General features: G+C 38.5%; 13 protein-coding genes. 8 read left to right on the top strand and 5 right to left on the bottom strand.

What is annotated here, in order from left to right:
• Positions 1-35: 35 nt before the first annotated feature.
• Positions 36-269 (bottom strand): hypothetical protein, encoded by a 234-nt coding sequence (locus CIB29_RS18890; RefSeq protein WP_094549237.1) that lies wholly within the window; start codon positions 267-269, stop codon positions 36-38.
• A gap of 25 nt (positions 270-294) precedes the next feature.
• Positions 295-1068 carry a DUF6062 family protein gene (locus CIB29_RS09815; protein ID WP_094549235.1) on the bottom strand — a complete coding sequence of 258 codons (774 nt, stop codon included), beginning with the start codon at positions 1066-1068 and terminating at the stop codon, positions 295-297.
• A 164-nt stretch (positions 1069-1232) separates the two neighbouring features.
• Here CIB29_RS09815 and CIB29_RS09810 point away from each other — a divergent pair, with 164 nt between their 5' ends.
• From CIB29_RS09810 to mglC, 8 genes are all read left to right on the top strand, one after another.
• Entirely contained in the window at positions 1233-2102 is an 870-nt protein-coding gene (locus CIB29_RS09810) for a DNA-3-methyladenine glycosylase family protein (protein ID WP_094549279.1), read from the top strand.
• Between the two features lie 85 nt (positions 2103-2187).
• Positions 2188-2883 carry a DUF554 domain-containing protein gene (locus CIB29_RS09805; protein ID WP_094549228.1) on the top strand — a complete coding sequence of 232 codons (696 nt, stop codon included), beginning with the start codon at positions 2188-2190 and terminating at the stop codon, positions 2881-2883.
• A 210-nt stretch (positions 2884-3093) separates the two neighbouring features.
• Positions 3094-4716 (top strand): response regulator, encoded by a 1623-nt coding sequence (locus CIB29_RS09800; protein WP_242965150.1) that lies wholly within the window; start codon positions 3094-3096, stop codon positions 4714-4716.
• A gap of 81 nt (positions 4717-4797) precedes the next feature.
• Positions 4798-6576 (top strand): cache domain-containing sensor histidine kinase, encoded by a 1779-nt coding sequence (locus CIB29_RS09795; protein ID WP_094549224.1) that lies wholly within the window; start codon positions 4798-4800, stop codon positions 6574-6576.
• Between the two features lie 2 nt (positions 6577-6578).
• Positions 6579-7556, top strand: a complete 978-nt coding sequence (locus CIB29_RS09790) for a substrate-binding domain-containing protein (RefSeq protein WP_094549222.1) — start codon at positions 6579-6581, stop codon at positions 7554-7556.
• A 240-nt stretch (positions 7557-7796) separates the two neighbouring features.
• The gene (locus CIB29_RS09785) at positions 7797-8888 is read left to right on the top strand and encodes a galactose ABC transporter substrate-binding protein (protein WP_198543826.1); all 1092 of its coding nucleotides are present in this window, start codon (positions 7797-7799) and stop codon (positions 8886-8888) included.
• A 158-nt stretch (positions 8889-9046) separates the two neighbouring features.
• On the top strand, positions 9047-10558 hold the full coding sequence (locus CIB29_RS09780; protein WP_094549220.1) for a sugar ABC transporter ATP-binding protein: 1512 nt from the start codon (positions 9047-9049) through the stop codon (positions 10556-10558).
• A gap of 19 nt (positions 10559-10577) precedes the next feature.
• Positions 10578-11591, top strand: coding sequence for a galactose/methyl galactoside ABC transporter permease MglC (mglC, locus tag CIB29_RS09775; protein ID WP_094549218.1), 1014 nt, complete (start codon positions 10578-10580; stop codon positions 11589-11591).
• A 119-nt stretch (positions 11592-11710) separates the two neighbouring features.
• Here the strand turns inward: mglC and CIB29_RS09770 are convergent, their stop codons facing one another.
• The 3 genes from CIB29_RS09770 to CIB29_RS09760 form a co-directional block, all read right to left on the bottom strand.
• Positions 11711-11968, bottom strand: coding sequence for a hypothetical protein (locus CIB29_RS09770; protein ID WP_198543825.1), 258 nt, complete (start codon positions 11966-11968; stop codon positions 11711-11713).
• A 22-nt stretch (positions 11969-11990) separates the two neighbouring features.
• Complete coding sequence (locus CIB29_RS09765) at positions 11991-12683, bottom strand: hypothetical protein (protein ID WP_094549214.1); 693 nt, start codon at positions 12681-12683, stop codon at positions 11991-11993.
• Between the two features lie 321 nt (positions 12684-13004).
• The coding region (locus tag CIB29_RS09760) for an IS1634 family transposase (protein WP_157910267.1) at positions 13005-13744 on the bottom strand (740 nt) is incomplete at its 5' end.

The raw sequence follows: 13744 nt of genomic DNA, 5'->3' as shown, positions 1-13744 counted from the left end.
ACAAACGAGAACTGTCCCTTGTCGCACTTGTCGCACTATTTAATACGATTAATACTATACCCTATTTGCCTTAATGCACTAACAATCTCATTTTTGCTTACTACCCTAGCGTCATAGACAACAGTTATACTCTTCCTTGATGGCTTGATTATTACCCTGCCTATACTGTTGAGTGATGTTATCTGATTTTTGATTGCATGAATATTTTCTTGGTTAAGTTTTCCTGCGTTAACAATAATTTCCGTAGTTTCTATTCTTATTACCTCCAATTTTAATATGCTTTTGTTTTTTTTATTACTCTAATCGCGAATAGCCAACTATCTTTTCAATACTACGCGGAACAGCATCTTTGGAATTCCCCCAAGGTGCATCATTGTATCTATAGTCAAATTTTTTGGTAAACCAGTTTACTTCCTGCTGTACACGCTGAAGGTGTTCCAATTGGAGCGGAAGCAGGTCAAGAAGGAATAAGGATAAGTCCTGCTGCCCAAGGTGTTTTTTTGCACCTTCTAATAATATTTTAAAGTGGTGGATACAAAAACCCTTAGAATTTTTAAAAATACCTTTAAACTCTTCTTCTTTTTTCCAGAGATAAAATATCACATCTATATATCTTTCCATAGTATGTGCAACTTTTTCACAAATAACACATTTATGTTCTAAATCATCAATAAAATTTACAAGTTGCTCAGTTACATTTATAGATTGAGAAGATTTGGATGAAAATTTATTTAAGAGATTTTTAGCCAGATGCAGGTTGCTCTCCTGACGGATTGCTTCCAACTTTCCTTTAAAATAAGAAGATAATTTATGATTAGTTTCTGACAAATGTGTATCGATGATTAAAGCCAGGCTTAACCGGTTTTTCTGTCCGTATAGAAGCTTGAAATGCTTGTTACAAAAACCTTTCTCGTTAGATTCTATTCGACTATCCGGCTCCATCATCGAAGGGCCTAGTGTGTATTCAACCGCATCATCTTCAAGTTTTTTTTCCAAGATACATATTGGACATTCACAATCAGTCCGAAATGCATCCATGACAGGGATGGTATATATTTTTTCCTTCATTTGTTCTCTGCCTTTCTATTAGTGGGGAGTGGACAGTGGAGAGTGGGGAGGATGCAATCCAGGTTTCCATTCTATACTGCACTCTAACACCTTGGTTTATTTATTACTTATTATTTGTTATTATAAATGATAATGAGCAAAATATAAAGGGGTGGAATAATGGCATGAAAGCATATCAATATAATAATCAAGTGGTAATAGAAGGCATCAAGGACTTCAACCTTACCCACACTTTTGAATGCGGCCAATGCTTTAGATGGGATAGAGAACAGGATGGCAGCTACACAGGAGTGGCATATGGGAAGGTAATTAATTTAAAAATTAATAAAGGTTTACTTGTTATCAAAAATACCCGTCTGGAAGATTTTCATAATTTTTGGAAGTACTACTTTGACCTGGAAAGAGACTACGGTGCAATTAAAGACAGATTGAGTAAGGATGAAGTTTTAGAAAGAGCGGTTAGTTATGGTTGGGGCATACGCATATTAAATCAGGAAACATGGGAATGTCTTGTTTCATTTATCATATCATCCAACAATATTATTCCAAGAATTAAAAAAATTATAAAAAATATTAGTGAGAGGTATGGACAACCTATAGGGTTTGGTGATAAAGTTTATTATAGTTTCCCACAGCCGCAGGATCTATATAATAAAACAATGGATGACCTTGCTTTTTGTAGAAGCGGCTACCGGTGTAAATATATTTTGGATGCAGCCCGTGCGGTTTGTGAAGGGCGGATTGTACTGGACCAATTGAAGGAACTGGATTCTTCAGCGGCAAGAAAAGAGTTGATGAAAGTACAAGGGATAGGTCCCAAAGTAGCAGATTGTATTCTTCTGTTTTCTCTGCAAAAATATGATGTATTTCCCACAGATGTTTGGGTAAGGAGAGTAATGGGACATTTCTACCTTGGCGAGGATGTTTCAATAAAAGACGTGCAAAGGTATTCGGCTGAACAATATGGTAACCTGGCAGGTTTTGCACAACAGTATTTGTTCTACTATGCACGGGAATTAAAGATAGGAAGATAGAGCGACAGGGGACGGTTCTCGGTTGTCGCATTACTGGCGTGGCGGTTGATATGATATTTTATGAGAGGGACGGAGGTTTTGAAATATGATGGGTACTATAGTAAATTCTGCAGCGGTAATTGGAGGTGGGCTGATTGGTGCTACGGTTGGAGGAGCAATTAAGGACAAGTATAAAAATACAATTATGCAGGGGATAGGTCTTTCTGTAATTATCATTGGACTATCAATGGCACTAAAAGGACAAATGATACTACTTACGATTTTCAGCCTTGTTATTGGGGCAATTATTGGAGAAATGGCAGATATAGAAGATAAGCTGGACAGGTTTGGAAAGTGGATACAGGGACTTTTACACAGGGATGGGAAAGCAAATACTTTTTCTGAAGGATTTGTTATTGCAAGTCTTGTTTATTGTGTCGGGTCTATGGCGATTGTAGGTTCTATTGAAGATGGAATACGTCACAACCCTGATATTCTCTATGCAAAATCTGTCCTGGACGGCGTATCCGCTGTGGTATTTGCTTCTACTTTAGGTTTCGGGGTCATGTTTTCATTTATCCCTGTTTTGATTTACCAAGGCGCTATTACATTGCTTGCTTCTTATCTTCAACCTGTCCTTATGGACTGGGTTGTTACCGAAATGTCAGCAGTGGGCGGAATTCTTATTGTCGGGATAGGACTTACAATGCTTGAAATTAAAAAAATAAAAGTGGGGAATTTGCTTCCGTCCATTTTTATTCCTGTGATATACGGCATTATTGTTACTTTTGTTATGCGGTAGCATGATAGAAAAATTTTAAGCTACTTATACATGATAAAAATTTAGAAACTCTAATTTAAGCAAACAAAGCTTAATTAGAGTTTTTCCTTTATTATCTTTTGACTTAATCAATAGGTATTATTATAATATTGTTTAAAGATACTTTCCGGTTATACCTCGATTAGCATTTTATCGCACTTTAAAACCCGGACTGAATATAATAGGAGTGTTATGATGTACAAATTAATTCTTGTAGATGATGAAGAAGAAGTAAGAAAAGGTATTCTTCAGAAGATTGAATGGGCGAAGTATGGCTTCGAGATTGCAGGAGAAGCCGAAAACGGCAGGGAGGCATTGGAAATTGCCGAAAAAACCATGCCGGACGTTGTGATAACCGACATAAAAATGCCTTTTATGGATGGGATAAAATTGGCCGAACAGTTGCGCGAAAAGTTTCCTACTACCAAAATTGTCATATTGACCGGTTTTGATGAATTTGAATATGCTCAGAAGGCTATTAAGCTAAATGTAGTGGAATATGTGCTAAAACCTGTTTCATCCCATGAAATGATAGAAATACTCGTAAAGGTTAAATCCCAAATCGACAAAGAGATAGCCGAAAAAGAAGATATGCAGGCTTTAAGGGAACATTACAGGAAAAGCTTGCCTGTCTTAAAAGAAAAATTCCTGACTTCACTCATTACAAGCAAACTGGGAAAAGCTGAAATTAAAGAAAAGTCACAAAGCTACAATATCAATTTAAATGGAAATGGTTTTGTTGCATCCATTGTGAGTATTGACTACCATACTGTCAATTCTGAGTCTACGGCTTTTAATATGCCGGAAGATAAAGGGCTTTTAAATTTTGCCGTATTGAACATCAGCGATGAAATTGTTAATAAATATAACCTGGGGACGGTATTTTTACACAATGACCATATTGTCATTATAACCGTTTGTGAGGAAGATGACAGTGATACTGTCATGAATAAAACCCTTTCCGCTCTTGAAGAGATACGGCAGAGTATCGAAAAATTCCTGAAATTCACGGTAACAATTGGCGTAGGCACGGTCTGCAACGATATTGTTTTTATAAAATATTCCTATCAAAATGCTGTATTGGCTCTTGATTACAGGCTAGTTTACGGAAATAACAGGATCATCTGGATAGAGGATGTCGAGCCCCGGTGTGTGGATAAGATAGAGTTTGACGAACTTAAAGAGCACGCGCTTACCAGTTGTATAAAAGTAGGCACAGCTAAGGAAATTACCGAAACTATCGATAGTTTGTTTGAAGAAATTACTGACGTTAAAGCTTCCTTCAAAGATTACCAGATATATCTGCTGGAAATGTTGACAACCGTTCTTAAGGCCGCCAAGGGTTCCAATGTCGATATGGCAGATGTCTTCGGACCAAATTACAATCTGTTTGTTGAACTGTATAAATTTAATGATATTGAGGCGGTCAAGGATTGGCTTACAGGAATCTGTATCAAAATAATGAGCTATATTTCTAAAGACAGACAGGATACATGCAAGCTTCTGGCAGAAAAGGCGAAAGAATACGCACAAAGCCATTATCATGAAAGTGATATCACCATTAACAAGGTTTGCAAATGCCTGCACATCAGTCCTGCTTACTTTAGTTCCATATTCAAGAAGGAAACCAAAATGACATTTATGAACTACCTTTTGCAAATAAGGATGGAGGCTGCGAAAGAGCTGTTAAGGACAACCAACATGAAGACTTTCGAAATTGCCGAAAGGGTGGGATATTCAGAACCGAACTACTTTAGCTACTGTTTTAAAAAGTACTTGGGTATTTCTCCTACCGAATACAGGAACAGCTTTTAGAAAAGAATCTATCACTTAAAAAACCTTGTGTTTGATGCCTGAGATATGCACTCGAAGATTCTTTTACAAGGAGATGAGCGATTGAAAAACAAGGTAACCGCATATATAAAGAATATCTTTGCAATACTGGTTAATAGTTTAAAGATTAAAAGCATACAGTTTACCATTACGACATCTTTTGTACTTATTACAATTCTGGCTATGCTATTTGTCGGAATTACTCTTTATAATAAATTTTCCAACACAGCAGAACAAAACGCTTCCATAAATACCCGGCAAATCATAGAACAGGTTCATTTAAACATGGATTATTATCTTAAGAGCATGATACAGATATCTAATTCAGCAGGCAACCTGTTAAATACAGACCAGGATGTGCCTAATTATAAACTTTTAGATCAAATGAATGTAATTCTTAACACGAGGGAAGATATTGTTACTCTAGCTATATTTTCTAATCAGGGGGATCTTGTTATAGCAGCGCCATTTTTCAGGCTGAAAAATAAAATCGATTTAACCGGACAGGACTGGTTTAAGGCAGCTGTAGAAAAACCTCAAGAGCTTTTTTTTTCTTCACCCCATGTCCAAAACCTGTTTGAAGGGCAGCATAACTGGGTGGTGTCGTTAAGCAGGCAGATTACTTTTAACGCAAAAGGTCAAAAGATGAATGGGGTATTGCTGGTAGATATGAACTTTCGTGCAATAGACCAGCTATGCCAGATGGTAAGCCTCGGGAAAAAAGGTTACATTTACATAATTGATTCAAACGGCAACATTGTTTACCACCCGCAGCAGCAGTTAATCTATCTGGGCTTGAAGAATGAGAATAATACTGAAGTGGTAAAATATGCCGATGGAAGTTATTTGGAAGAATTAAGCGGAGGAAAAAGATTAATAACGGTAAAAACTGTAAACTATACCGGGTGGAAGATAGTAGGAATATCGTATATGGATGAGATAGTGGCGACAAAAAAAGAAATAAGCAACTTTGTGAAATGGATTTTATTTTTTGGTTTCTTTTTTGTAATCTTTATTTCCGCACTTGTTTCCGCAAAAATATCTCAGCCTGTAAAGCGACTGGAGAAATCCATGAAAATGGTTGAAGAAGGCAATTTTGATATCAATATTGATGTCCGGGGAGGGGATGAAGTAGTAGAGCTATCCAGGGCATTTAATCTAATGATTGCCAGAATAAGGTATCTTATGAATCAAATAGTCCTTGAACAGGAAGCAAAGAGAAAAAGTGAACTGAATGCCCTTCAGGCTCAAATCAATCCCCATTTTTTATACAATACGTTAGACTCAATTGTGTGGATGGCGGAAAACGGAAAAAGCCAGGATGTTATTACCATGGTTACGGCATTGGCCAAGTTGTTCAGAATCAGCATAAGCAGGGGCAAAAACATCATTACTGTGCAGGAAGAGCTTGAACATGCACGAAATTATTTGATTATCCAGAAGATAAGGTACAAAAACAAATTTAAATTTGAAATAGAAGCGCAGGAAGAGGCCCTTCGATGTAAAACATTAAAGCTGATTTTACAGCCCATCATTGAGAATTCTATATATCACGGTATTGAGTATATGGTGGATGAAGGTTTTATCAAAATTTCTGCAGCTATTGTTGACGATAGACTGCTGTATGAGATACGTGACAATGGACTGGGCATGAAGCCGGAAGTTTTGGAAAAGATACTTGAATACCAGCCAGAAAACAGGCAGGGTTCGGGCGTTGGCGTGAAAAATGTAAATGAAAGGATACAGTTGTGTTTTGGCAGGGAGTATGGGCTTCGAATTGAAAGTGAATTGGAGGCAGGGACCACTGTAAAGATATGGTTGCCTCTTGTGAAGGAGGAATAAAAATGGGTAAAAGAATCAAGTTGCTTGCTATTTGTGTTCTTTTAACAAGCGTATCCATTTTGAGCGGATGTTCCGAAAATGTAAATCTGGATAATACTCAAAAAAAGAAAAATATTGCCCTTATTGTAAAAATGAAAAACGGAGATTACTGGAAGACTGTAAAAATGGGGGCGGAGGTGGCGGCACGGGAGTTTGATGTCAATGTGGATTTTAATGCTCCCGATGATGAAGAGGATATAGAAGGACAGATAAGGCTTGTAAATGAAGCACTTGAGAAAAAAGTGGGTGCATTGATACTGGCAGCAAGTGATTATAAAGCACTTGCTGAGGTAACCGAAAAGGCATACAACCAAAAAATTCCTGTCATTATCATAGATGCCGAAGTCAACACGGATAGGATTCATAGCTTTATAGGGACAGATAACCGGGATGCAGGCATAAAAGCAGGAGAAAAACTTGTTGAACTTGCCGGGACAGACTCCAGGATAGCAATTATGAGCTTTGTAAAGGGGACGGGAAATGCCGAACAAAGGGAAGAAGGCCTGATGAGTGTAATTTCAAAATACCCCCAGATAAAAGTTGTGGCAAAAGAATACAGTCTTTCTGATACAAAACTTGCCAACCAGCTTACTAAAAAAATTATTTCAGAAAAGGGCGAAATAGATGCAATAGTTGCATTAAATGCCATATCATCTATTGGTGTGGCGCAAGCAATTTATGAGATGAATCTGGCAGGAAGGGTCAAGGTAATTACCTTTGACAGTACTCCTGAAGAAATTGAATTTATAGAGAAAGAAGTAATACAGGCTACAATTATACAGAATCCTTTCAGCATGGGCTACCTGGGCGTGAAATATGCGGTTGAAGCAATGGAAGGGAAAAAAATTCCCAAGCGTATCGACACAGGTTCAAAAGCAATCGATAAAAACAATATGTATTTACCGGCAAATCAAAAGCTGGTATTTCCCTTTGTAAAATAAGATAACTAAATTTAATTAATGGCCTAATGGCCATTTTTTTGTCGAGAAAAACAGAAGGATTTCTATATAAAATCATAGGATTTCGTATTAAGTTTAATTTAAGTTGATGATATTATTTCAAATGGACAACGTGTTATAGCTTAACCAAAAGCATAGAAATTTTTCTACATGCAGAGGGCCCAATGGTGTGGAAAAGGGAAAAGACAAATAAAATTTTATTATTTCAGAGGGGGAAACAGAATGTTAAAAAGAAAATTGACAAAAATAATTTCTCTCATTGCGGCAGCAGCAATTGCGACAAGCATGCTGGCAGGCTGCGGCAGTTCCGCTCCGAAACAGGGAAGCGAACCAGCTTCAAGTAATGGAGGCAATGCAGGCGGCGGAAAGGAACTTAAAATAGGTGTTGCCCTTTACAAGTTCGACGATACTTTTATTTCCACCGTTCGTCAGGCGATTGAAAAAACTGCAGAAGAAAAGGGCAAGGCAGCAGGTGAAAAAATTACTATCAATGCTGTTGACGGCCAGGGGCAGCAAGCTACACAGAATGACCAGATTGATACTTTCATTACGCAAAAATATGACGTAATTGCAGTAAATATGGTTGATCGTACTGCGGCTTCTGTTATTATCGACAAGGCTAAGCAGGCTGGCATCCCTGTAGTTTTCTTTAACCGTGAACCGGTAAAAGAAGACATGGCAAAATGGGACAAGATGTTCTATGTTGGAGCAAAAGCTGAAGAATCCGGTACCATGCAGGGTCAGATGATTGCTGATTACTGGAAAAAGAATCCTAATGCCGATAAGAATAAAGACGGAAAACTCCAGTACGTAATGCTGGAAGGTGAACCTGGACACCAGGACGCGATCCTGCGTACTGAATACTCTATAAAGGCTGTAGAAGAAGCTGGAATCAAGACTGAAAAACTTGCCAGCGATACCGGTAACTGGCAGCGTGCGCAAGGTCAGGAAAAGATGGCTGCATGGTTGTCAGCTTTCGGTGACAAGATTGAAGTTGTATTCGCAAACAATGACGACATGGCTCTTGGAGCAATTGAAGCCCTCAAGGCTGCAGGTTACTTCCAGGGCGACAAATATATCCCTGTAGTTGGTGTTGATGCTACTGCACCTGCTCTTGACTCTCTCGGCGCCGGACAATTATTTGGTACCGTATTAAATGATGCAAAGGGTCAGGGTAAAGGTATCTTTGAAATTGCTTATGCGCTGGCAAAAGATGAAGACCCGGCGAAGTCTGTAAAAGGAATTACTGACGGTAAGTATTTATGGGTTCCATATCAACCTGTTACAAAGGAAAATATGAGCCAATTCAAATAATATTTCCATGGAAAGCAGGTTATTATTTGGTATTCTATAAAGGATTGAACGTGGTTTAGGGAGTGTTTTCGCGCTCCCTGAACTTAATTAAGTGAAATTTTGTTCCAAATATTTAATGAAGTGAAAAAACTGGAATATTATTGAAAGAGGTGTGACCTATGGCACAGGAATATATTTTGGAAATGCGCAACATTTCCAAAAGCTTTCCCGGTGTAAAGGCGCTTGATGATGTCACATTAAAAATCCGGCCTGGAACAGTCCATGCTTTGATGGGTGAAAATGGGGCGGGCAAATCTACGCTGATGAAATGTCTTTTTGGTATTTACGTGCCCGACATAGGCGAGGTTATTCTGCAAGGTAAAAAAGTGCAATTTAAAAACCCAAAGGATGCCTTGGAAAATGGGATTTCCATGATTCATCAGGAACTCCACCCTGTTCCACACCGCAGCGTGATGGAAAACATATGGCTTGGAAGATTTCCGGTCAGGAGTTTAATGGGCGTAAAAATGGTGGATCACAAAAAAATGTATAGCGACACCAAAGCCCTGATGGAAGAACTTCAAATGGACATTAAGCCTGATACGCTGGTAGCAAAGCTATCCGTATCCCAGGTCCAGGCAGTGGAAATTGCAAAGGCAGTTTCATACAGGTCTAAAGTAATTGTTATGGACGAACCTACGTCTTCCCTTACAGAAAACGAAGTAAAGCACTTGTTTAGAATTATTAACAATCTTAGGGAACAAGGTGTGGCAATCATATATATTTCGCATAAGATGGAGGAAATATTGGAGATTTCGGACGAAGTAACCATCATGAGAGATGGACAATACATTGGGACATGGTCTTCTGCCGGACTTACCACAGATATGATTATTGCAAAGATGGTGGGAAGGGACTTGACTCACCGTTTTCCTGCACGTGAAAATGTGCCCGGTGAAGTCATCATGAAGGTGGAAGGATTCACTTCGGTTAACCCTAAGTCTTTTAGAAACGTGTCTTTTGAACTAAGACGTGGAGAAATACTGGGTATAGGCGGACTGGTCGGAGCTCAGCGGACCGAACTGGTGGAAGCAATTTTCGGACTGCGGCATATATCCGAAGGAAAGATATTTATTTCCGGTCAAGAAGTCAGGATACGAAATCCGATAGATGCAAAACGTCACGGTATTGCTCTTCTCACAGAAGAACGTCGGGCAACAGGTATCTTCCCTATACTTTCGGTGGAAGACAATACGCTGATTGCCAGCCTTGAGCGCTATATCAATTTAAAATTTGTTTTAAGCCGGAAAAAAGGCGCGGCAGACGTGGATAAAAGCATTAACATGCTCCGGGTAAAAACACCTTCCGCCAAGACGCCTATACAATACCTTTCAGGGGGAAATCAGCAGAAAGTAATATTTTCCCGCTGGCTGCTTACCGAACCTGACATTCTGATTCTTGATGAGCCTACTCGCGGAATTGATGTAGGCGCAAAATATGAGATTTATTCCATTATTGCCGACCTGGCGAAGCGGGGCAAAAGCATCATCATGATATCTTCCGAAATGCCTGAGCTTTTGGGTATGTCGGATAGAATTATGATCATGTGTGCAGGAAGGCTTAGCGGTATCATAGATGGCAGGGAAGCAAATCAGGAACTTATTATGAAATATGCGACTCAGTTCGCATAGGCAAGGAGGTCTTAAAAACATGTCAGATGTAACCTTGAAGCCGGCAAAAAAGCCGGATAGCAAGGCTTTGCGTGAATTTATCAGCAAGAATGCAATTTATCTGGTACTTGTGGGGTTGTTTATTGGAATAGGTTTGCTGGATAAAAACTTCTTTTCAGTTAACAACCTGAGAAATGTCCTCATCATCGCTTCGGTGCGTGTCATCATCGCTCTTGGTGTAGGTGGTACGCTTATAACCCGTGGAACCGACCTTTCTTCCGGACGTGTTGTGGGACTTACAGCTTGTATTGCGGCAAGCCTTCTCCAACGTCCGGATTATGCATATAAGATGTTTAAGGATTTACCGTATCTACCGGTAATTGTACCAATCCTTCTGGTAATACTTGTAGGACTCATGATCGGTGTTTTGAACGGATTGGTCATTGCTTACCTTAAAGTACCACCTTTTATTGCGACACTGGGCATGATGGTAATTGTATACGGGGCAGCTTGTATTTACACCAATGCCCAGCCTATAGGCGGTCTCAGGGATGATTTTACTGGTATTGCTTCCGGTTCCTTATTCTCCATTCCCAACCTTATATTGATAGCGTCGGGAGTGGCGTTGTTTATGTGGTTCATACTCAATAAGACCCGTTTTGGCAAATATATTTATGCCATAGGAGGCAATCCAAGCGCTGCCGAGGTATCTGGAGTCAATGTTGAACGGACATTAATAAAGGTATATGCCCTTGCAGGCGCTCTTTACGGCCTTGCAGGTGCTTTGCTTGCCGCCAGGACGGGCGGGGCGACAAACAACTACGGTCTGATGTATGAGCTGGATGCTATTGCTGCAGCTACCATAGGAGGTGTATCTACCTCAGGAGGTATTGGGACAGTTTCGGGTATCATTACCGGGGTAATGATTTTTGAAGTGTTGAATAACGGTCTTGTTATACTGGGAGTATCCGCATACTGGCAGCAGGTTATCAAAGGTTTAATCATCGTTGGTGCCGTAGCCTTTGACATCCGCAAATATCTTGCAAAAAAATGATGATATCCTGTCCATTACAGTTAAAACAGGCGGGAGATAATGTGCACAAAAGGCTTTCCATCGGTTTGGATAGATGAAACCCTTTAATCATTTTAAATGGACATACCCCAAAATTTAATTTAAGAAACCAGCAAGCTCTTGCAGTATCTGAGTTCGAAGAGACTCAGCTGCTGCGATTTGGGCTTCTTTTTTGTATAGTTCAAAAATTCAGCAATACCAGTTTTGTGTTTCTTAAGCACTTCATAAATTCCATCCGCGGTACTGTAGTAAGGGAAAGGTGGTATGCCATGTACTCTTTTGGATATCTCCTGCAAAATAAAAATCATCTTCCTTGAGCTTATGGATTTTGAAGTAAGAGAAATATAGCTCATTGCCATGGTTAATAAAAAGTTTATGTTTTTAAGCCTTATTCATTTCCTTACCTTTGAAAATGACATTGCGGTTTTTCTTAAGCCTTATGACAAATTTTTGGGAGTTGTTTTCAAAATAATTAAAGAACAGTACATTGTCCATACCTCTATCCATGGTGTAAATGCCCTTGGTCCCGTATAAGCTTCTGAGCTTGTCCAAACACTTTATGATTTCTTCATTTTCACTTTTAAATCCCGGTTCACTTGGAGAGAATAAATCTGAATATATTGGGACAAGAAGCTTGTCTCCGTGGTTATATATAAGTGCTTCAAGTAGATAGTACCCGTCCATATTGGTTTCTTTTGTGCTTCCATCCCTGATCTTGCCCATATTTTCAAAGACTACGCCGTACTTTTTAACAATATCACTTAAGTCGATAATGATAGGCGTATCATGGTGAATATACCTTTTAACTTCAGAAGAGAGGTTCTTAAGTACATCATCAGTATAGGAGAATTTTTCAAGGTTACGGGAAAGGCGTTCTATAGTCTTTTTTAACTTTATATCCTCATTTAAAGAACGGGATATTTCAGCCAGTATTACTGTCTTGGATGCGAGTATGCCAAAGACCATGCAGGATAAGAATTTCTTAAAGGGAACAGGGAGACCCTGAGCCAATCTGGAACAAAAATTACAAATACTTCTTTTCAAATCATATGCTGTTTTGCTATAATCAAACATGTAGGAAAGCCCCTTTCTATGTGGTTTATGTGTTTTTTTTCGATATCTTAACAATACCATAAATTTGGGGGCTTTTCTCGTGTTTTTACAAATCTGTGGACAAATTTCTCAAATCTCCTGATAACTTCTCATTTTCAGCTTCTTTTTGTGGATAATTTTATTAAAAGAAAAAAATGGGGTATGTCCATTCATTTTAACTATTGTATTTTAGATTATAATATAGTCCCAAGTTTGACAGTTGGAAAACAAAAAAAGCTTGTAACTGGTTGAAAAAACTAAGTTTCAAGCTTTCTTCACGTGTTCAAAAAGTGCGTACTTTTTTTATTTTTTTGTTTCTTTTAAAATTTTTTTCATCATACTTGTACTAATAATTTGATAATCTGTACGAAAACCAAAAGCATCATGTAAAGCATCAGTAAAATCAGTTCTTGTATAGGTTGGAATATAGCCTTCACATTGAGTATTATAGAATTCTATATTTCGAAGTCCGGAGATAATCTCATGACAAGTAAACTCCTCATGCAGACGCTTTTCAAGCAACCTGTAAATAATCAGAGATATAAAGCAAGTAATAAAATGTGCTTCAATCCTGTCATCATTGCTTAAATACACAGGTCTTGCTTTGAATTCGCTTTTCATAATTCTAAAGCATTCTTCAATTTCCCATCTCCTGTGATTCACCTTGATTATTTCAGATACATCATCCTCAAGGTTTGTGCAAACCCCATAAAAACCATCAAAAGCTTCTTCCTTCTGGATTAGAGCAGAATCAATGCTGTATATCTCGTTTTCTGCAACTTCTCCATCAGCAGTACAGCTTGTTTTGGTAATAAACCTTTTGTAATCGTTAGCATTGCATTTCTTGATTTTTGTCGGGTTGTTTTCTATTGCCTTTTGAGCTCTTTCTATTTGAGCATTGCGGATTTTACGCTGATAATCCCTGTATTTGATTGAGTAGGTTACAATAAGCCTTTGTTCAAAGCCTTTTTCTTTAATCCAGCGCTCCTTGTAAAATACTTTTGCCCGTATTTTTGATTTATCTTCAGGAGCAGCTTTATCTA

Source organism: Petroclostridium xylanilyticum, assembly GCF_002252565.1.
Classification (GTDB): domain Bacteria; phylum Bacillota; class Clostridia; order SK-Y3; family SK-Y3; genus Petroclostridium; species Petroclostridium xylanilyticum.
The sequence above is the reverse complement of the archived record's forward strand: the minus strand, read 5'-3'. Positions and strand labels throughout refer to the sequence as shown.

Coding starts and splice junctions, on each gene's coding strand:
- CIB29_RS09815 (WP_094549235.1), bottom strand. CDS start 1,068: ATGAAGGAAAAAATATATACCATCCCTGTCATGGATGCATTTCGGACT.
- CIB29_RS09780 (WP_094549220.1), top strand. CDS start 9,047: ATGGCACAGGAATATATTTTGGAAATGCGCAACATTTCCAAAAGCTTT.
- CIB29_RS09805 (WP_094549228.1), top strand. CDS start 2,188: ATGATGGGTACTATAGTAAATTCTGCAGCGGTAATTGGAGGTGGGCTG.
- CIB29_RS09790 (WP_094549222.1), top strand. CDS start 6,579: ATGGGTAAAAGAATCAAGTTGCTTGCTATTTGTGTTCTTTTAACAAGC.
- CIB29_RS09770 (WP_198543825.1), bottom strand. CDS start 11,968: ATGGCAATGAGCTATATTTCTCTTACTTCAAAATCCATAAGCTCAAGG.
- mglC (WP_094549218.1), top strand. CDS start 10,578: ATGTCAGATGTAACCTTGAAGCCGGCAAAAAAGCCGGATAGCAAGGCT.
- CIB29_RS09765 (WP_094549214.1), bottom strand. CDS start 12,683: ATGTTTGATTATAGCAAAACAGCATATGATTTGAAAAGAAGTATTTGT.
- CIB29_RS09810 (WP_094549279.1), top strand. CDS start 1,233: ATGAAAGCATATCAATATAATAATCAAGTGGTAATAGAAGGCATCAAG.
- CIB29_RS09800 (WP_242965150.1), top strand. CDS start 3,094: ATGATGTACAAATTAATTCTTGTAGATGATGAAGAAGAAGTAAGAAAA.
- CIB29_RS09785 (WP_198543826.1), top strand. CDS start 7,797: ATGTTAAAAAGAAAATTGACAAAAATAATTTCTCTCATTGCGGCAGCA.